Here is a 17364-nt window from a genome sequence, read left to right on the forward strand (position 1 = left end):
GACGATGCCGCGGCGGCGAACCCGGGGGCCGTCGGAGCCGTGCCTGATAGCGCGCCGACCGGTCCGTCACTGGGGAAGGGGGTGCGCCGTGCGGGTGGAGTTGGTGGTGTTGTCCGCGATCGCCGGCGGCGGCCTCCTGCTGGGCTGGTGGCTCACTTCGCCCAGGTTCATCGGCTTCCTGGCGGCCCGCCGGCTGCGCCGGCTCAAGGCGGTGGCCCGCTCGCTGTCGCCGATGCTGACCGACGAGCCCGACCCGATGGCCAACGTCGTCGTGATCAACCGGGCCGAGTCGACACCGGTTCCGGCCCAGCGCAGCGCCGAGCTGCCGCCGGGGGACACGATCGACACGCTGACCCAGCCGATCGTCAACTGAACCAAGGAAAGATCAGCTCAGGCCCGGTTCAGCTCAGGCGCAGGGCCGAGTTCAGGCAGTCCAGCGCCGAGCTCTGCCGGCTGGCGTCGGCGAGATCGAACGGTCCACTCCAGAACAGACCGAGCTGGTAGGCCTGGTTGCGGGTCTTCCACACGGCCAGCGCGTTGCGCACGGTGAAGGACGTGTAGGTCGACGAGGGCGCGACCTCGTTGAGCGCCACCAGGTTCCGGACGAAGATCCCCTTGAACTGGGTCTGGTCCACATCGCATCGCTGAGCCTCACACGGCTCATGAAGCACACCGTTCCCATCGGTGAGCTTCGTCATCGCGGCGTTGGCGATGGAGGTGGCCGACTGCAACAGGTCCCGGCGCCCGGTGAGCCGGTACAGATCGGCAAGACCACCCAGGACCACACCCTGGTTGTAGGTCCACGTGGTACGCCCGTTGTTCTTGCAGTCGTCGGTCAGACCGTCGTTGACCAGACCCTGAGCATTGATCATGCCGGTGTGGGCGAACCAGTCCCACTCCAGCAGCGCCCACTGCTTGTAGTTGGCCGCCGCCGCTCCGGAGGTGCGCAGCGCCAGCGCGGCGGCCAGCGACAGGAACAGCTCGTTGGGAATCGCGTTCTTGTAGTCCCGGTTGCGTGACCACCAGATGCCGCCGCCGCAGGCCAGGTCCCAGCCGCCGGCCATGTCGGTGAACAGCGACTCGGCCGCCACCAGGTAGCGCTTCTCGCCGGTCTGGTCGTAGGCCTGCAGCCAGGTCAGGCCCCACCAGCCCTCGTCGTCGTAGTAGTCGTTCCGGAACGAGGTGCCGATGTTCTGGTCGTAGGTGTTGGCCGCGCGCTTCTCGCCGAGGTCGTTGCCGAGCAGGCTGGAGGCGACCAGCTGGGCCTGCAGCGCGTTGGCCGAGTTCCACCAGTTCGTCGTGCGGTAGCGGCCGTCGTCCGGGTTGTACCAGTGGTCCAGTGTCGCGGACGCCTCAGTGATCCACTTGATGGCGGGCGACGGCGCCGTCGGCGCCGCCTGCGCGGTGACAGGCAGCGCCAACAGCGCGACGCAGAGCAGCGCACCGAGACGTGACAACATGACCCTGATCGTGACAGATCAAGATCGGAAGGCCGCGGCGACTCCGAGGAACAGGTCGTTGCCGTCGACCTCGCCGATGGAGATCCGCGCCCCCTCGCCGGCGAACGGCCGCACCATCACGCCCTTGGCCTGCGCGAGCTCCGCGAACTCGGTGGTCCGCTCGCCCAGCCGCAGCCACACGAAGTTGCCCTGCGAGTCCGGCACCGTCCAGCCCTGGTCGCGCAGCGCGTCCAACACCCGCCCGCGCTCCTTGGTGATGTGCTCGACCCGCTCGAACAGCTCGGCCTCGGCCGCCAGCGACGCGATCGCGGCGTCCTGCGCGAGCTGGCTCACGCCGAACGGCACGGCCATCTTGCGCAGCGCGTCGGCCACCGGCTCGTGCGCCACGGCGTACCCGACGCGCAGCCCGGCCAGGCCGTAGGCCTTGGAGAAGGTCCGCAGCACGGCCACGTTCGGGCGGTCGCGGTAGACCTCCAGCCCGTCCGGCACCTCGGGGTCGCGCACGAACTCCCGGTACGCCTCGTCGATCAGCACCAGCACGTCGCTCGGCACCCGGTCCAGGAACGCCTCCAGCTCCGCGCGCCGGATCGCGGTGCCGGTGGGGTTGTTGGGGTTGCACAGGATGATCAGCCGGGTCCGGTCAGTGACCGCCGCGGCGATCGCGTCCAGGTCCTGGTGCTCGTCCGGGGTCAGCGGCACCTCGACCGGGTGCGCGCCGACCATCTTGGTGATGATCGGGTACGCCTCGAACGACCGCCACGGGTAGATGACCTGGTCGCGGTCGTCGCACACGGCCTGCAGCACCTGCTGGATCACGCCGACACCGCCGGTGCCGGTGGCCACGCGCGCCTCCGGCACGCCCAGCCGCGCGGCGATGGCCGGGATCAGGGCCGAGCAGCCCATGTCCGGGTACCGGTTGTGCGAGCGCAGCGCCCGCTCCATGGCCTCGACCACGCCGGGCAGCGGGTCGTGCGGGTTCTCGTTCGACGAGAGCTTGAACGCCGGGGCGCCGTCCGCGCCGACGGCCGGCTTGCCCGGCTTGTAGGTCGGAATGTCGTCCAGCGCGACGCGCAGCTTGGGTCCGGTGCTCATGGCCCTCACTCTACGAGCCGGTCTCGCGAGTGGAGACCCTCCAACCAGTCGACGGTCTCGGACAGGGCCCGCTCCCGGACCGCCTCGGGCGACAGGAACAGGTCGTGCATGCCGCCCTCGACCGACACCACCGTCACGTGCGGGCCGATCTTCGAGGCCCACTTCTGCATGTGGGTCACGTCCAGCACGGTGTCGGCGCGCATCGCCTCCGGGCTCCACGCCTTGGTCTTGAGCAGGCTGTGCGAGGACCGCAGCAGCAGCACCGGGACCCGCACGTCCAGCCCGCGGTGCAGCCGGGCGTGCTGGCGGCGGATCGTGCGCAGCCAGCCGGCCCGCACCGGGAACCCGTTGGTGGGCTTCCAGTCGGTGTTGAACTCCCACTCGCCGTTGTTGTCCCGGTGCAGGCTCAGGCCGTAGGGGCTCTCCAAGCCCTTCTGCACCACGGCGGTCGGGCTGATCCGGCCCAGCACGTCGACCACCCGGGTGCCGACGGTGCGCAGGAACCAGCCCTCGGCCAGGTCCATCCACGGGCTGTTGAGCACCAGCGCGTCCACCACGTTGTCGTCACGCCGCTCGTGGGCCCACATGATGGAGATCAGCCCGCCGGTCGAGTGGCCCATCAACGTCAGCCGGGAGTGGCCGTCCTCGTCGTGGATGATGCGCGCCGCCGCGTCGAGCTCCTCGAAGTGGAAATTGAGGTCGGTGACGAAGTTGGGCAGCTGCCCCGGTTGCAGCGACCGCCCGTAGGCCCTCAGGTCCACGGCGTAGAAGTCGTAGCCGCGGGCCGCGAAGTGCTCGGCGACGTGGGTCTGGAAGAAGTAGTCGGTGAAGCCGTGCACGTAGAGCAGGGCCCCGTTCACGGGCTTGCCGGCGTCCACGCCCTTGGGCCGATAGCGGACCAGGTGGGCGACGTTGTCGCCACCCGGTCCGGCGCCCGCCGGCAGCGCGCCGAGCGGGAGCGTCAACACCTCGTAGTCGTCACCGAGCACATCGCGTTCCACGCCCGACAGTATCGGCCATGAGCTGGCTAAACCGGCCTCACGGCGAGCGGCAGCTTGGTCACGGCGACCATGGCGAACGGGTTGCGCTCCTCGACCCCGTCCTCGACCACCTGGATGTCGGCGTAGCGCTCGAACATGATCTTCAGCGCGACCCTGGCCTCCAGCCGGGCCAAGGGCGCGCCAAGGCAGACGTGGATGCCCCGGCCGAACGACGCGTGGTGGTTGGGCTCCCGGTGCAGGTCGAACCGGCTCGGGTTCGGGAACACCCGCTCGTCCCGGTTGGCCGCGGTCAGCATCGGCAGCACCATCTGCCCGGCCGGGATGGTGACGCCACCGAGCACCGTCTCCTCGTGGGTCACCCGGGCCACCCGCGGGAACGGCGTGCGCAGCCGCAGCACCTCCTCGATCGCCGCCGGCAGCAGCGACAGGTCCCGGCGGACCTCGGCGATGGCGTCCTGGTTCTCGTGGAACGTCAGGATGCTGTTGCCCAGGGTGGCCGTGGTGGTGATGTGGCCGGCCAGCAGCAGCAGGCCGACGAAGCCGACGATCTCGACGTCGTCCAGCCGCTTGCCCTCCTCCTCGACCATGGTGAGCTTGCTGGTCAGGTCGTCGCCCGGGTTGCGGCGGCGCTGCTTGATGAACTCCAGGAAGTAGTCGTTCATCTCCCGCATCACCGGCGCGACCTGCGCGGTGATCTCCTCGCGGATCTGCGCGATCGGCTTGTCCTGCGGGACGTCCCGGTCCAGCAGCGTGTCGGCCCAGCGGCGGAACACCGCCTGGTCCGACAGCGGGATGCCCAGCAGGTTGGCGATGACGATCACGGGCAGCGGGTGGGCCAGCGCGTCGACCAGGTCGAACTCGGCGCCGGCGGCGTCGAGCAGCTCCACGGTCAGGTCGTGGATGGCCGGCTCCATGCCGGCCACGAACCGCGGCGTGAAGGCCCGGCTGACCATGCCCCGCAGCTGCTTGTGCCGCGGGTCGTCCATCTGCACGAAGTTGCCCTTGGCGAACAGGGTGAACTCGTCGGACATCGGCACCAGCTCGGACAGGTCCGAGCCGAACACGCGCGCGTTGTGCAGCACCTCGTCGACCTCGGGCTGGCCCAGCACCATCCAGGCCTGCGTCCGCTCGTCGTGCACGACCTGGCCCTGCGTCCGCAGACCCTCCAGGTAGTCAAGGAAGTCCTGGAGGGTGGGCTTCGCCGTGGTGGTCATGAGAATCCCCCTAGCTTTGACGTTGTGTGCTCAGTCCTCCGGCGAGCTGCCGTGGACCGTGGCCGCGAGTGCGTTGTGGAAGTCCGTCAGCATCGCGAGCACCTTGGGCTGCAGCGCCTCGAGCACCGCCCGGTCGGGCGGGCCGGGTGCGTGCAATGCCTCGCGGACGGTGTGGGCCAGCAGTGCCGCCGTGGCCTCGTCGTCGTGCGTGTTGTATGGCCCCAACATCGGCCCGGCCAGGTAGAACCCGGTCTGCACGGCCGACATCACGTGCCGCTGGGCCTCGATGCTCTGGTCGGTGCGGACCAGCTCGTGCTCGCGCAGCACCTGGAAAAGATCGCCGAACAGGTCGATCTTCACCCGGCGCAGCGGCTGCATGGCCGGGTCCAGCGCGAGGTCGCCGAGGATCTCGATGTTGCGACTGAACATGGCCCGCAGCAACGGCCGCCTCATCACGCCCAGGTAGACCAGCTGCGCCTGCTCGGCCGGCAGCATCATGATCGGGTCCTGCCGGAGCTCGTCGAGCATCTCGCCGGTCAGCAGGACCGACTCCCGCACCAACACGCTCAGGAACAGCTCGCTGCGGTTGCGGAAGTGCAGGTAGACGGTGCCCTTGCCGATGCCGGCCTGTTTGGCCACCTCTTCGATGGTCACGCGCTTGTAGCCCCAGCGCAGGACCAGGTCGGCGGCCGCGTCGAGGATCCGCTCCCCACGCTCGTGCTGCCCCGGCATCGTGCGCCTCCTTGACTCATGACCAGATTTCTTATCCGGTCACGAGTCACGCTAGACCCGCGCCGTCGGGCCGTCAACGCCTATCGTGTGACACCCCGGCGAGTGGGTTTCCTTGTGACGGAGGGCACTGGCCTGTTCCGTTACGGGTATGCGAATCTCCAGGTCGAGCCGCCTGACCGTGGTGGTGGCCGCCGTCTTAGTCGCCCTCGCCGCCGCCGTTCCGGCGGCCGCCACACCCCGCGTCGTCGGCGGCGAACGGGCCAGCATCGTGGAGTACCCGTGGGTCGTCTATCTGACCGACGCCACCGGGTTCCAGTTCTGCGGCGGCACCGTGGTCGCGGCCACCAAGGTGCTCACCGCGGCGCACTGCATGGCCGACCAGCGGGCGGACAACCTGCGGGCCGTCGTCGGCCGCGAGGACAAGCAGAGCACCGACGGGCGGGTCGTCACCGCCAAGTCCATCTGGGTCTCCCCGGACTACAAGGGCGATCCGACCAGCGGCTCCGACTTCGCGGTGATCACGTTGAGCCGTCCGGTCAACGTGCCGCCGCTGCCGCTGGCCAAGGACGCGTCGCTGTACCAGGCCAATGCCGTGGCCACGGTGCTCGGCTGGGGCCGGACGGCGGAGTCCGGCGAAGTGTCGAGGTACCTGATGATGGCTCAGGTGCCGCTGGCCGCGGCCGACGCGTGCGGCAAGTCCTATCCGGAGTTCCGCGCCACGGCGATGGTGTGCGCGGGCTACGCCCAGGGCGGCGTCGACACGTGTCAGGGCGATTCCGGTGGGCCACTGGAGATCGGCGGGGTGCTGATCGGCATCACGTCGTTCGGCGAGGGCTGCGCCCGGCCCGGCTACTACGGCGTCTACACCCGCGTGGCGTCGTACGAGCCGGCGATCGAGGCGCAGCTGGGCGGTTCGGCGCCGCCGACCGGATTCTGACCACTCTGCTGGCCACGGCGCCCGTCCCGGACTTCTCCGGGGCGGGCGCCGTCGTTCAGGCCAGGACCAGTCCCACCGAGATGGTCAGGAACGCGGCCGCCGACACGGCGTCCAGAGTGGTCGTGACGCCCGGCCGCTGCAGCCGCCGCGACATGCGGCCGGCGGCGAGCACGATCGTCGCCTCCCAGCACGCGGCCAGCGCCAGGAAGATGACGCCCAGCACCCCGAGCTGGAGTACGGCGTCACCCGATCCGATGAATTGCGGCAGGAACGCCAGGGAGAACAGCAGCATCTTCGGGTTCATCAGGTTGGACAGGAAGCCCTGCCGGAACGGATGAGCCACGGCGACCGGTTCGTCCGACTCCTGGGGCCGCGGCCTCAGCAGGCCCCGGACGATCTGCGCGGCGAGGAAGGCCAGGTAGGCGGCCCCGAGCCAGCGCAGCACCTGGAGCAACGCGGGGTAACCGGCCAGCAGCGCGCCCAGGCCCGAGACGACGAGGCCGATCTGCACCGCGCTGGCCGTGTGCACGCCGGCCAACGCCCGCAGGCCGGCCCTCGTTCCCGCCCTTAACGACGTCCTGAGCAGCAGGAACGCGTCCATGCCCGGCGTGATGACCACGACCAGGCAGGCGAGCAGGAAGGCGGGCAGGGTGCTGACGTCGAACTTCACGGCAAAACTCCGGTCCAAGCGGGGCGTTGCAGAACAAACGCCCGTCGTCAGGCGTGCTGACAGAGGATTCTTCGTACTTATGAGATTCTAACGGGAGATTTTCCGGCGTTGACACGTTCGGGTGAGTGATCTCGGTCGCGGCCCACCCGGGGTTGTGGATCGGCTACGGTCTGTGGCCTCCCCTCCCTGTAGGAGTGCTTGCCGTGCCCTCTTATGTCCGGCGGTCGGCCGCCGTCCTCGCCTCGCTCCTGCTGTGCTCTGCGCCCGCTTACGGCGCCGGCGCCGGCACGCCCCGCATCGTCGGCGGCGACGAGGCCAGCACCACCACCACGCCGTGGGTCGTCGCCCTGACCACCAGCAACGGCGCCTTCTTCTGCGGCGGCACCCTCGTCGGGCCGACCAAGGTCGTCACCGCCGCGCACTGCGTCACGCAGGCGCTGGCCACCGGCGGCATGACCACCAAGTCGCCGTCCTCGCTGCGGATCGTCGCCGGCCGCACCGACCTGCGCACCAGCGACGGCATGCAGGTCCGGGTCTCGTCGGTGTGGGCCGATCCGAGCTTCCGCGACGTCGGCACCGGGCACGACGTCGCCGTGCTGACGCTGTCCCGCTCCGTGCCGTACCGGACGCTGCCCCTGGTCGCTGCCGGCGACGCCTCCGGCTACGCCCCCGGCGTCGTGGCCACCGTGCTCGGCTGGGGCCGGGTCGGCGAGACCGCCGGGCCTTCGCCCACGCTCCAGTCGGTGCGGGTGCCCGTGGTCTCCGACCAGACCTGCTCCAGCGAGGAATCCGACTACGACGCCACGTCCATGGTGTGCGCCGGCTATCCCAACGGCGGCCGGGACGCCTGCGCCGGCGACTCCGGCGGGCCCATGGTCGTCGACGGCCGACTGGTCGGCGTCGTGTCGTGGGGCGACGGCTGCGCGCGGGCGGGCAAACCCGGCGTGTACACCCGGCTGACCTCGTACGAAGACGAGGTTTCTGCCCAGCTCCACGCGTGATACCAAGTGGCATGACGCTTCACGCCACCCTGCGCCGCGAGTGGGCCGCCGACCTGACGCCGCAGCAGCTCTACGACCTGCTGCGGCTCCGGGTCGACATCTTCGTCGTCGAGCAGAAGTGCCCCTATCCCGAGCTCGACGGCCGGGACCTGGAGCCCTCCACCCGGCACTTCTGGCTGGCCGGGGACGACGGCCGGGTGCTGGCGGTCCTTCGGCTGCTGGAGGAGCGGGACGGCTCCTTCCGTGTCGGCCGCGTCTGCACCGCCGCCGACGCCCGGGGCAACGGCCTGTCCGGCCGGCTCATGGAGGCCGCCGTGGCCGAGATCGGCTCCGCGCCCAGCGTGCTGGACGCCCAGGTGGCCGTGAAGTCCTTCTACGCCCGCTTCGGCTACGTGACCGAGGGTGAGGAGTTCCTGGAGGACGGCATCCCGCACGTTGTCATGCGCCGCAACGGCTAGCTCGATATGACGGTTCGTCATATCGACGGGTGAGCCCTCTGACGCTCCGTCATCTACTGACGAGCCTCTTGTGCGATCCCGCGCGGGTTTTCCGCTCACTAGCGTCCATCCGTGGATTCCCCTTCGAGCTCTTGGAGGTTCCCCGGATGACGCCCAGATTCACGGCCGTGTCGGCGGTGCTCGCCGCCGGCATGGCCGCGCTCGCCCTCGTTCCGCCCGCCTATGCCGGTGCGGTGCGCACCCCGCCCAACCATCCCGATTGGGCTGCTCGGCCAACTCCGTGGCCAACCCCTACTTCAAGTCACCGTCCACCCCGAGGACTGCTCACCTGCGATGTCACGGAGGTCGGGCGTCAGCGGGAATGCCCGGCCTTCCCCGCCCTCCCGCGCCCGAACCTCAGCGTGTGGGGGCCCCGACTTCCTTCACCCATCTAACCCACGCCAGACCCCGGGAATCTACAAAGACCGTCTGCGGCGGCACCCACCCCGCCGGCGAGCGTGGGGGGCCAGTTTCCGCGGCGACGCCTGGGAGCTCTGCTTGACCAGTTGACGCGAATGGTTTGCGCCATCACGCGCCCGCGTTCGGCCCTTGGGGCCTACTGGCGGTGCGTGCGGTGATGAGTCGACCGCGCGGTCGACGTCGTCGGCGCGGGCGGTCAGGCGCAGGCGGGCGGGAGATCTGGTCGGGGGTCGACGGCGGGCGGAAGCAGCCGACCACGACGCCAGCGGTCCGGCAGTCGTTGGCCCAGGCCACGGCGGCCTCGGGGGACGGGGCCCGCACGGAGACGACGGCGGCGGTCGGGGTGCTGACCTGGAGGCCGGCGGCGGTGAGGCGCTCGGTGAGTTCGAAGGCGTTCTGGCGGGCCTGGCCGGCCAGCTGCGGCTCCTCCTTGAGGACGCGCAGGGCGGTCAGGGCCGCGGCGACGCTGCCGGGGGCGAGGCCGGTGTCGAAGATGAAGCTGCGGGCGTGGTCGACCATGTGCTTGATCACCCGGCGCGGGCCGAGGATGGCGCCGCCCTGGGCGCCGAGGGACTTGGACAGGGTCAGCGTCATCACCACGTTCGGCGAACCGGCCAGGCCGGCGTCGTGCACCGCGCCCTTGCCGGCCTCCCCGATCACGCCGAAGCCGTGGGCGTCGTCCACCAGCAGCGCCGCCCCGTGCTTGCCACACGCATGGGCCAGCGGCGCCAGCGGCGCGAGGTCCCCGTCCACGGAGAAGACGGAGTCGGTGACCACCAGCGCCCGCTCGTGCTTGCGCTTGGCCAGCGCATTGGTCACGCCGGCCACGTCGCAGTGGCCCATGACCGCCACGTCGGCCTTGGACAGCCGCGTCCCGTCGATCAGCGAGGCGTGGATCAGCTTGTCGGCCACGATCGCCGTGCCCGGCCCGGTCAGCGCCGACACCGCGGCCAGGTTGGCCATGAAGCCCGAGGAGAACACCAGCGCCGCCTGCATGCCGCAGAACGACGCGAGCTCCAGCTCCAGCTCCGTGTGCAGCTCCGTCGAGCCCGTCACCAGGCGTGACCCCGTCGACCCGGCCCCCCACTTCAGCGCCGCCGCCGCGGCCGCCCCGGCCACCCGCTTGTCCCGGGCCAGACCCAGGTAGTCGTTGCTGGCCAGATCCAGCGCGTCCGACCCGGCCGCCCGCGGCCGCAGCTGGCGGGCCAGCCCCGCCTCCTGCCGGGCCTGCGCCCGGACGTCGATCCAGTCGAACACCTCGTCGGGCGCGGGAAGCGGGTTACCAGCGGTCACGCCCGCCAGTCTCGCATCAGGCGCCTGGCCCGCTGCCAGGACGGTCCTGGTCAGGCGCCGACCTCGGTGTATTCCTGGATGCGGTGCATGTCGCGGCCGGGGGGCTCGCCGAACAGGCGCCGGTACTCGCGGCTGAACTGGGAGGGGCTGTCGTAGCCGACGGCGTAACCGACGGCGGCGACATCGTCGGGGGCGGCCATGAGGCGCAGGCGGGCCTGCTGGAGGCGGAGCTGCTTCTGGTACTGGAGCGGGCTCATGGCCGTGACGGCGCGGAAGTGGCGGTTGAGGGTGGCGACGCTGACTCCGATCTCGTCGGCCAGGTCGGCGATGCGGATGGTGCGGTCGAAGTGGCGGGAGATCCACTGGGTGGCCCGTCCGACCAGGGACACGCGGCTGTCCTCCATGCCGATGCGGCGGACCGCGGCGCCACGGGGACCGTTCATGAGGTGCCAGTGGATCTCGCGTTCGACGCCGGGACCGAGCACGGTGAAGTCGGCGGGGCGGTCCAGCAGCCGCAGCAGGCGGACGACGGCGTCCAGGAGCTCCTCGTCGGCGTCGGCGGTGACGATGCCGCTGCCGGCGTCGTCATCGGCGCGACTGCCGCCGCCGGTCTCCAGCAGCAGCTCGGTGATCACCTCCCTACGTAGGGGCAGTCCCAGCCCGATGAAGGGCTCGGCGGCGCTGGCCCGGGTGATCCGACCGGTCACCGGCAGCTCCAGCGACGCGATCAGGTACTGCCCGGCCCGGTAGTCGTAGACCCGGTCGGCCAGGGTCGTCTGCTTCGCGCCCTGGGCGACCAGCGCCAGCACGGGTCGGGTGAGACCGCCCATCCCGGCGGAGGTCGTGGTGCTGACATTCACCCGCAGGCCGTCGAGCCACACCGGGTGAGTGGGGCTCGCATGCAGCCGGGCGATCCGCCCGGCCAGTTCCCGCATCGTCGTCAGCACGCCCCCATCGCACCAAAGTTGCGCAGATCGTGCAACCAGTGGAGTTGATCGTTCTAGGAGAGATGCGGATCCGCTGGTCAACTAGAAGGAGCAAGTGATCGGATCAGACAACAGGAGCGTGTGTCATGTCGCTGGACTCGTACGTCACCCTCGGACAGTCCGGCCTGCGGGTCAGCCCCTTCACCCTGGGCACCATGACCTTCGGCGAGGACTTCGGCTGGGGCAGCAGCCCCGAGGTGTCGGCCGACATCCTCGCCGCCTACCTCGACCGGGGCGGCAACTCGATCGACACGGCCAACCTCTACACCGCGGGCCACTCCGAACGCATCATCGGCGACTACTTCGCCGCCCACCCCGGCGTGCGCGACGGCGTGGTGCTGGGCACCAAGTTCTTCTGCAACCTCCGTCCCGGCGACCCCAACGGCGGTGGCATCGGCCGCAAGGCGATCATCCAGCAGCTGGAGAACTCGCTGCGCCGGCTCCGGACCGACTACGTGGACATGTACTGGGTGCACAACTACGACGGCTACATGCCGATCGAGGAGACCATGCGCACCCTGGACGACCTGGTCACCGCGGGCAAGATCCGCTACGTCGGCCTGTCCGACGTGCCGGCGTGGAAGGTGGCCGAGGCCGTGGTCACCGCCAAGTTCCGCTCGTGGGTGTCGGTCACCGCGATGCAGCTGGAGTACTCGCTGCTGGAGCGGACCTCGGAGGGCGAGATGATCCCGGCGGCCAGGGAGCTGGGCATCGGCGTCATGCCGTGGAGCCCGCTGAAGAACGGCTTCCTCTCCGGCAAGTACTCCAGCGGCCAACCGGCGACCTCGGCCCGCGGCAACAACGGCTTCTTCCAGCCGCCGACCACCGCCGAGTACGAGGTGATCGACGCCGTTAACGAGATCGCCAAGGAGATCGGCGCCAGCTCGGCCGCGGTGGCGCTGTCCTGGGTGCAGGGCCGGCCCGGTGTCACCTCGACGATCATCGGCGCCCGCACCATGGAGCAGTTCCGGTCCAACATCACCGCGCTGGACATCACGCTCAGCCCGGAGCAGCGCGCCCGCCTGGACAAGCTGTCCGAGCCGAAGCTGGCCTTCCCGGCCAGTGCCAACCGGCACGCGCCGGCGCTCGAGTTCGGCGGCATGACCGTGGATGGTGTGACCTACCCGGCGCACCCGGCGGTGGGCGCGGCGTCCGACCAGCGCTGAGCCGACGTCACGGCACTAGGACCAGCTTGCCGACCGAGCTCCTCTCCTCCAGCGCGCGGTGGGCCTTGGCCGCCTCGGCCAGGGGTAAGACCTCGCCGATGACGGGCTTGAGCTCGCCGGCCAGCTCGAACGCCCGCAGCGTGTAGTCGGGCAGCAGGGCGGCGTCGTAGGTGAGGCTGAACGGGATGAGCTCGGCGCCGCCGGTGAAGACGTCGGTGGTGGTGATGGCGGCGGGCTCGCCGGAGGCGTAGCCGTACAACACCATGCGGCCGAACGGCGAGAGCAGCCGGAAGGCCTCGGCGGCGGTCTGGCCGCCCACGGCCTCCAGCACCACGGTGACTGGGCCGACCCCCTCGGTCCAGCCATCGCGGCTGTAGTCCACCACCCGGTCCGCGCCCAGGCTGCGGGCGAGATCGAGCTTGCTGGCGCTGGAGGCGGCGGCGATGACGGTGGCGCCTGTGCGCTTGGCCAGCTGGACCAACAGCGAACCGACGCCACCTGCCGCGGCCTCCACCAGCACCGTGTCGGCGGCGGTGAGGCGGGCGACGTCGATCACGCCGACGGCGGTGGCCCCCTGGGCGAACAGGGCCAGGGCCTGGTGGTCGTCCAGGTCGTCGGGAATGGGGATGGGAGACTCTTCCCGCGTACTTCAATCTATTCTCGGGCTTCGTTGGCATAATGCGAGGTGTCGAGATTTATCTAGCTAATCGACGTCTGCTGGCCTAGTCATTGACATGCGTAAAGATTAGCATAGTGCTGGGCCCTTAGACTCTAGACCTGACTCCTAGCAAACCAAGGGGCGTTGAAGACTGATCGGTCAGGTATGCTATTGTGGATTGCATCCACACAGACTCGTCCTCTATTTGCCGGAGGTCGCCCGTGGTTATTCTCAAACCAGATTACTCTCGCGTTTCTTGACCGAGGATAAGTCTGCGGCGTCGCATGGCCCAGTAGCTAAGGAACTTTTTTCCGGCGCAAGGATCACAAGTGAAACATTCGATTAAACGGTGATCAATACCGCGACGGAGCGAGTGCCCACAAAGGTGCCAGGTACATAGCTGCACACACTACCAAACCTTACATAACCCTTGCCGAGCTTCTACTGACCCGACACGGGCGCGTAGCCGTTGAAGACATTATCTGCGAAATGCTGGTCCTGGATGCACATCAAAAGAGACGTTGAAATGGTGTGGAACATGAAGTCCGTCCAGTCACCTTGATGCCACGTGTCGAAGTAGGGGCCTACGTTTGGGAGAGGCAGATATTCGTAATAAACCGACCCTCAATGCCGGGGATGACGGGAAAACCGCCCGGTGGGCGGAAGCGCTCGTCGGGCTCGTGGGACCGCAGCATGGTGTCGGCGTAGTTGACCCCGGCCGCCGCCACCCGGACGAGCAGCTCGCCGGGGCCCGGCGTGGGATCCGGCACGTCCTCCAGCACGAGGACCTCCGGGCCGCCGTGGCGGTGGTGACGCACTGCCTTCATGATTCCCCCTGACTCGCGGACCGGCGGTCCGCTTGTGACGTCGACTATACGGACCGCCGGTCCGGTCGTGTCAAGGGGCAAGATGGGAACCATGCGAGTCGACGCCGTGCGCAACCACCGGGTGATCATTCAGGTGGCCGGCGACCTGCTGTGCCACCACGGCCCGGGGGTCTCCATGGACGCCATCGCGTCCGCCGCCGGCGTCGGCAAGGGCACCCTGTTCCGTCGCTTCGGCGATCGTGACGGCCTGGTCCGGGCGGTGGTCGACGAGCGGACCGCGCAGTGGTGGATCGCGGCCAACGAGCGGGCCGCGGACGTGGCCGTGCCGGCCCGGGAGCGGGCGATCCGCCTGGTCGACGAGATGTTCGAGCTGATCGTGCTGCGGCTGCGGCCGCTGATGGCGGCGATGGAGCGGACCGAGTGCACCGGTGGCGGCGCCTCGCTGCCGCGCTGGGGCGTCCAGCTGGCCGAGCTGATCGCCGAGGTCCGGCCCGAGGCCGACGGCGAGTTCCTGGCCAAGGTGATCATCGGCAGCATGCGCAGCGAGATGGTGGAGCCGGGACAGGAGGACACACTCAGGGTGAACGTGCTGGCCCTGACATCGAGCGTGTTGGGTGATTGACCCACGCTAGGCCGATCCGACCACACTGAGCGGTCGATTCGCTGCTCAGCGTGGAGGAGCCATGACCCTGCGCCGCGTGCTCACGGCTGCGGTTGTTGTCGTCACGTCACTCGTCACCGTGGGAGCCGGGGCCGCCACCGCGGCCACGCCCGCCTACGCCCGCTATGTCGCCCTCGGCGACTCCTACACCTCGGGCCCGTTCATCCCGTTCATGCGCCTCGACCCGCTCGGGTGCGCGCGCTCCACCAACAACTACCCGGCGCTGCTGGCCGCGACCCTTCGCGTGGACAGCTACCGGGACGCCAGCTGCGGCGGCGCGGACACCACCGACATGACCGCCTCGCAGAGCGTTCCGCTGGGCAGCAATGCCCCGCAGTTCAACGCCCTGCGCGCAGACACGGACCTGGTCACGCTGGGCATCGGCGGCAATGACGACGGCGTGTTCGGCAACGTCGTCGGCACCTGCCCCGACCTGCGCGACTCGGACCCGCACGGCGCGCCGTGCAAGGCGCACTTCACCGTGAACGGGCAGGACACGCTGCTGACCAGCATCGCCGCCACGCAGGACAAGGTGACGGCCGTGCTGCAGGGCATCCACCAGCGGTCGCCGCACGCGAAGGTGCTGGTCATCGGCTACCCGCGCATCGCGCCGCCCACCGGCACGTGCCCGGACGTGCTGCCGTTCGCCGACGGCGACTACCCGTACCTGGACAGCATCGAGCGCGCCCTCAACACCGCCGTGTCCAACGCGGCAAGCGCCGCCGACGCGACCTACGTCGACACCTACACGCCGTCGCTCGGGCACGACGCCTGCGCCGGCAGCAACGCCTGGATCCAGGGCAAGAACTTCAACCTGTTCGCCGCGTTCCCGTACCACCCGCGCAAGGCGGGCATGGTCGGTGAGGCGGCGGTCATCGCCAAGGCCCTCGGCGTGAGCCGCAGCGTGACGTCCGCGGCGCCGCACGGGTCCGTCGCGAGTGTGAGCACCCTCACGCAGCTGGCCCAGGCCCTGCTCAAGGGCTGATTCGACCCCCCGCTGTCGGCGGCCGTCCAACTAGACTGCCCGCCGACAGCGAGGTGTGCGCGAGGAACCCGGTGTGAGCCCGGGACGGTCCCGCCACTGTGACCTGGCCGCAGTTCATCGACTGCGGCCCGGGAGTCAGGAACTCGGCCCCTCGCCCGACCGGACCCGGGCGTGGACACCCGAGGAAGGACCTGGCATGGCACCTCGTTTCCCGTTCTCCGCAGTAGTGGGGCACGACGACCTACGGCTGTCCCTGTTGCTCAACGCCGTGCACCCGGCCATCGGCGGTGTGCTGGTGCGCGGCGAGAAGGGCACCGCGAAGTCGACGATCGTGCGCGCGCTGGCCGCGCTGCTGCCGGAGTTGGACGTGGTGCCGGACTGTCGGTTCGCGTGCGACCCGGCCAACCCCGACCCCGACTGCCCGGACGGCCCGCACGCCGTGGGCGACGACCGTAGGCCGTCACGGCTGGTGGAGCTGCCGGTCGGTGCGACCGAGGACCGCCTCGTCGGCTCGCTGGACCTGGAGCGCGCGTTGACCGAGGGGGTCCGCGCGTACCAGCCGGGCCTGCTCGCGGCGGCGCACCGCGGCGTCCTGTACGTGGATGAGGTCAACCTCCTGCACGACCACCTCGTGGACCTGCTGCTGGACGCGGCGGCGATGGGGCGGGCACACGTGGAGCGCGAGGGCGTCTCCGTGTCGCACGCGGCGTCGTTCCTGCTCGTGGGCACGATGAACCCCGAGGAGGGGGAACTGCGGCCGCAGCTGCTGGACCGCTTCGGTCTCACGGTGCAGGTGCTGGCCTCACGCGACGTGTCGACGCGCACGGAGGTCGTGCGCCGCCGCCTCGCCTACGAGGCCGACCCTGCGGGCTTCGCGGCCGACTGGGCCGAGGCCGACGCCGAACTGGCGGTGCGCATCGTGAAGGCGCGCGAGGAGCTGCCGAACGTGGTGCTGCCGGACACAGAGCTGCGCCGCATCGCCGCCGTGTGCGCGGCGTTCGAGGTGGATGGCATGCGCGCCGACCTGGTCGTCGCACGCACCTCCATCGCGCACTGCGTATGGCGCGGCGCGAACACCGTGACGGAGGAGGACGTGGAGGCCGCGGTCCGGCTCGCGCTGCCGCACCGTCGCCGTCGCGACCCGTTCGACGAGCCCGGCGTGGACGAGCAGCAGCTCCAGGACGCCATGCAGCAGGCCGCCGCCGAGCTTGAAGAACCCGACAACGACCCCGACGACGACCCGAACGGCGGCGAGGCTCCACCAGATTCCCGTGGGCCAGATTCCCAAGCCCCGCAACAGCAACCGCAGCCGGGCGAGGGCAAGGCCCCGAAGGACCAGGCCCCGGCCGCCCCCTCGTCGGCGTTCAAGGCGCGGCTGTTGCAGGTCCCCGGCGTCGGCGAAGGCGCTCCCGGCCGGCGATCCAGGGCCCGCGCTGCCGGTGGTCGCACGGTTCGGTCGTCCATTGTGGACGGACACGGCCTGCACCTCGTCGGCACGGTCACGGCGGCGGCCCCGCACCAGAAGGCGCGCGGCCGTGACGGCGCGGGCCTCAGGCTCAAGGGCGAGGACCTGCGCCTCGCCGTCCGTGAAGGCAAAGAGGGCAACCTGGTCCTGTTCGCCGTCGACGCCTCCGGCTCGATGGCCGCGCGCCAGCGCATGTCGGCCGTGAGCGGCGCGGTGCTGTCCCTGCTCCGCGACGCCTACCAACGCCGCGACAAGGTCGGCGTCGTGACGTTCCGCGGCACCGAGGCCCAGGTGGCGCT

At 70.1% G+C, this 17364-nt stretch carries 17 protein-coding genes, 1 pseudogene and 1 riboswitch; of the genes and pseudogenes, 8 read left to right on the forward strand and 10 right to left on the reverse strand.

The features are described 5' to 3' along the window. The first annotated feature begins 88 nt into the window (after nucleotides 1-88). On the forward strand, nucleotides 89-373 hold the full coding sequence (locus KUTG_RS34730; protein WP_043722923.1) for a hypothetical protein: 285 nt from the start codon (nucleotides 89-91) through the stop codon (nucleotides 371-373). 28 nt (nucleotides 374-401) lie between these two features. Here KUTG_RS34730 and KUTG_RS34735 read toward each other — a convergent pair whose 3' ends face one another. From KUTG_RS34735 to KUTG_RS54215, 5 genes are read right to left on the reverse strand one after another with little or no spacing between them, the layout of a single operon-like run. Beyond that, the gene (locus tag KUTG_RS34735; protein WP_084580105.1) at nucleotides 402-1460 is read right to left on the reverse strand and encodes a glycoside hydrolase family 76 protein; all 1059 of its coding nucleotides are present in this window, start codon (nucleotides 1458-1460) and stop codon (nucleotides 402-404) included. Nucleotides 1461-1478: 18 nt separating this feature from the next. Next, complete coding sequence (gene hisC, locus KUTG_RS34740) at nucleotides 1479-2552, reverse strand: histidinol-phosphate transaminase (protein WP_043722925.1); 1074 nt, start codon at nucleotides 2550-2552, stop codon at nucleotides 1479-1481. Between the two features lie 5 nt (nucleotides 2553-2557). Beyond that, nucleotides 2558-3553: an alpha/beta hydrolase gene (locus KUTG_RS34745; RefSeq protein ID WP_043722927.1), complete on the reverse strand. Its 996-nt coding sequence runs from the start codon at nucleotides 3551-3553 to the stop codon at nucleotides 2558-2560. 26 nt (nucleotides 3554-3579) lie between these two features. Next, on the reverse strand, nucleotides 3580-4767 hold the full coding sequence (locus tag KUTG_RS34750; RefSeq protein WP_043722929.1) for a cytochrome P450: 1188 nt from the start codon (nucleotides 4765-4767) through the stop codon (nucleotides 3580-3582). Nucleotides 4768-4797: 30 nt separating this feature from the next. After that, nucleotides 4798-5499 (reverse strand): TetR/AcrR family transcriptional regulator, encoded by a 702-nt coding sequence (locus KUTG_RS54215; protein WP_052395737.1) that lies wholly within the window; start codon nucleotides 5497-5499, stop codon nucleotides 4798-4800. A 148-nt stretch (nucleotides 5500-5647) separates the two neighbouring features. On the opposite strand from KUTG_RS54215, the gene KUTG_RS34760 reads away from it, so the two are divergent. Beyond that, complete coding sequence (locus KUTG_RS34760) at nucleotides 5648-6436, forward strand: S1 family peptidase (protein ID WP_043722932.1); 789 nt, start codon at nucleotides 5648-5650, stop codon at nucleotides 6434-6436. A gap of 55 nt (nucleotides 6437-6491) precedes the next feature. On the opposite strand, the gene KUTG_RS34765 is transcribed toward KUTG_RS34760, so the two are convergent. Then, the gene (locus KUTG_RS34765) at nucleotides 6492-7106 is read right to left on the reverse strand and encodes a LysE family translocator (RefSeq protein ID WP_043722935.1); all 615 of its coding nucleotides are present in this window, start codon (nucleotides 7104-7106) and stop codon (nucleotides 6492-6494) included. Nucleotides 7107-7309: 203 nt separating this feature from the next. Here KUTG_RS34765 and KUTG_RS34770 point away from each other — a divergent pair, with 203 nt between their 5' ends. Both KUTG_RS34770 and KUTG_RS34775 read left to right on the forward strand, forming a co-directional pair. Next, nucleotides 7310-8107: a S1 family peptidase gene (locus tag KUTG_RS34770; RefSeq protein WP_232241127.1), complete on the forward strand. Its 798-nt coding sequence runs from the start codon at nucleotides 7310-7312 to the stop codon at nucleotides 8105-8107. Nucleotides 8108-8118: 11 nt separating this feature from the next. Continuing rightward, nucleotides 8119-8565: a GNAT family N-acetyltransferase gene (locus KUTG_RS34775; protein WP_043722940.1), complete on the forward strand. Its 447-nt coding sequence runs from the start codon at nucleotides 8119-8121 to the stop codon at nucleotides 8563-8565. 593 nt (nucleotides 8566-9158) lie between these two features. Here the strand turns inward: KUTG_RS34775 and KUTG_RS34780 are convergent. Beyond that, nucleotides 9159-10326 (reverse strand): annotated as a pseudogene (locus KUTG_RS34780) (8-amino-7-oxononanoate synthase); the annotation flags it as partial. Nucleotides 10327-10367: 41 nt separating this feature from the next. Further along, complete coding sequence (locus tag KUTG_RS34785) at nucleotides 10368-11264, reverse strand: AraC family transcriptional regulator (protein WP_198047400.1); 897 nt, start codon at nucleotides 11262-11264, stop codon at nucleotides 10368-10370. A 125-nt stretch (nucleotides 11265-11389) separates the two neighbouring features. Between KUTG_RS34785 and KUTG_RS34790 the strand changes: the two genes are divergently transcribed. Next, nucleotides 11390-12469: an aldo/keto reductase gene (locus tag KUTG_RS34790; protein ID WP_043722942.1), complete on the forward strand. Its 1080-nt coding sequence runs from the start codon at nucleotides 11390-11392 to the stop codon at nucleotides 12467-12469. A 7-nt stretch (nucleotides 12470-12476) separates the two neighbouring features. Here the strand turns inward: KUTG_RS34790 and KUTG_RS34795 are convergent, their stop codons facing one another. Together KUTG_RS34795 and KUTG_RS66530 are read right to left on the reverse strand one after the other, a co-directional pair. Further along, the gene (locus KUTG_RS34795) at nucleotides 12477-13025 is read right to left on the reverse strand and encodes a quinone oxidoreductase family protein (RefSeq protein ID WP_052395738.1); all 549 of its coding nucleotides are present in this window, start codon (nucleotides 13023-13025) and stop codon (nucleotides 12477-12479) included. A gap of 686 nt (nucleotides 13026-13711) precedes the next feature. Further along, the gene (locus KUTG_RS66530; RefSeq protein WP_084580110.1) at nucleotides 13712-13954 is read right to left on the reverse strand and encodes an alcohol dehydrogenase catalytic domain-containing protein; all 243 of its coding nucleotides are present in this window, start codon (nucleotides 13952-13954) and stop codon (nucleotides 13712-13714) included. A 91-nt stretch (nucleotides 13955-14045) separates the two neighbouring features. Between KUTG_RS66530 and KUTG_RS54220 the strand changes: the two genes are divergently transcribed. The 3 genes from KUTG_RS54220 to KUTG_RS34815 all read left to right on the forward strand — a co-directional run. Continuing rightward, the gene (locus KUTG_RS54220) at nucleotides 14046-14576 is read left to right on the forward strand and encodes a TetR/AcrR family transcriptional regulator (protein WP_052395740.1); all 531 of its coding nucleotides are present in this window, start codon (nucleotides 14046-14048) and stop codon (nucleotides 14574-14576) included. A gap of 61 nt (nucleotides 14577-14637) precedes the next feature. Further along, nucleotides 14638-15600: an SGNH/GDSL hydrolase family protein gene (locus tag KUTG_RS34810; protein ID WP_063753600.1), complete on the forward strand. Its 963-nt coding sequence runs from the start codon at nucleotides 14638-14640 to the stop codon at nucleotides 15598-15600. Between the two features lie 61 nt (nucleotides 15601-15661). After that, a riboswitch (cobalamin riboswitch) is annotated at nucleotides 15662-15745 on the forward strand. 51 nt (nucleotides 15746-15796) lie between these two features. Beyond that, nucleotides 15797-17364: AAA family ATPase (locus tag KUTG_RS34815; RefSeq protein ID WP_043731655.1), on the forward strand; the 1568-nt coding region annotated here is incomplete at its 3' end.

This window comes from Kutzneria sp. 744, from assembly GCF_000568255.1.
Lineage (GTDB): Bacteria > Actinomycetota > Actinomycetes > Mycobacteriales > Pseudonocardiaceae > Kutzneria.

What these genes read in the sequence shown, in the direction of transcription:
- KUTG_RS34760 (WP_043722932.1), top strand. Translation starts at nt 5,648, where the DNA reads ATGCGAATCTCCAGGTCGAGCCGCCTGACCGTGGTGGTGGCCGCCGTC.
- KUTG_RS34790 (WP_043722942.1), top strand. Translation starts at nt 11,390, where the DNA reads ATGTCGCTGGACTCGTACGTCACCCTCGGACAGTCCGGCCTGCGGGTC.
- KUTG_RS34810 (WP_063753600.1), top strand. Translation starts at nt 14,638, where the DNA reads ATGACCCTGCGCCGCGTGCTCACGGCTGCGGTTGTTGTCGTCACGTCA.
- KUTG_RS34750 (WP_043722929.1), bottom strand. Translation starts at nt 4,767, where the DNA reads ATGACCACCACGGCGAAGCCCACCCTCCAGGACTTCCTTGACTACCTG.
- KUTG_RS34775 (WP_043722940.1), top strand. Translation starts at nt 8,119, where the DNA reads ATGACGCTTCACGCCACCCTGCGCCGCGAGTGGGCCGCCGACCTGACG.
- KUTG_RS66530 (WP_084580110.1), bottom strand. Translation starts at nt 13,954, where the DNA reads ATGAAGGCAGTGCGTCACCACCGCCACGGCGGCCCGGAGGTCCTCGTG.
- KUTG_RS34735 (WP_084580105.1), bottom strand. Translation starts at nt 1,460, where the DNA reads ATGTTGTCACGTCTCGGTGCGCTGCTCTGCGTCGCGCTGTTGGCGCTG.
- KUTG_RS54220 (WP_052395740.1), top strand. Translation starts at nt 14,046, where the DNA reads ATGCGAGTCGACGCCGTGCGCAACCACCGGGTGATCATTCAGGTGGCC.
- hisC (WP_043722925.1), bottom strand. Translation starts at nt 2,552, where the DNA reads ATGAGCACCGGACCCAAGCTGCGCGTCGCGCTGGACGACATTCCGACC.
- KUTG_RS54215 (WP_052395737.1), bottom strand. Translation starts at nt 5,499, where the DNA reads ATGCCGGGGCAGCACGAGCGTGGGGAGCGGATCCTCGACGCGGCCGCC.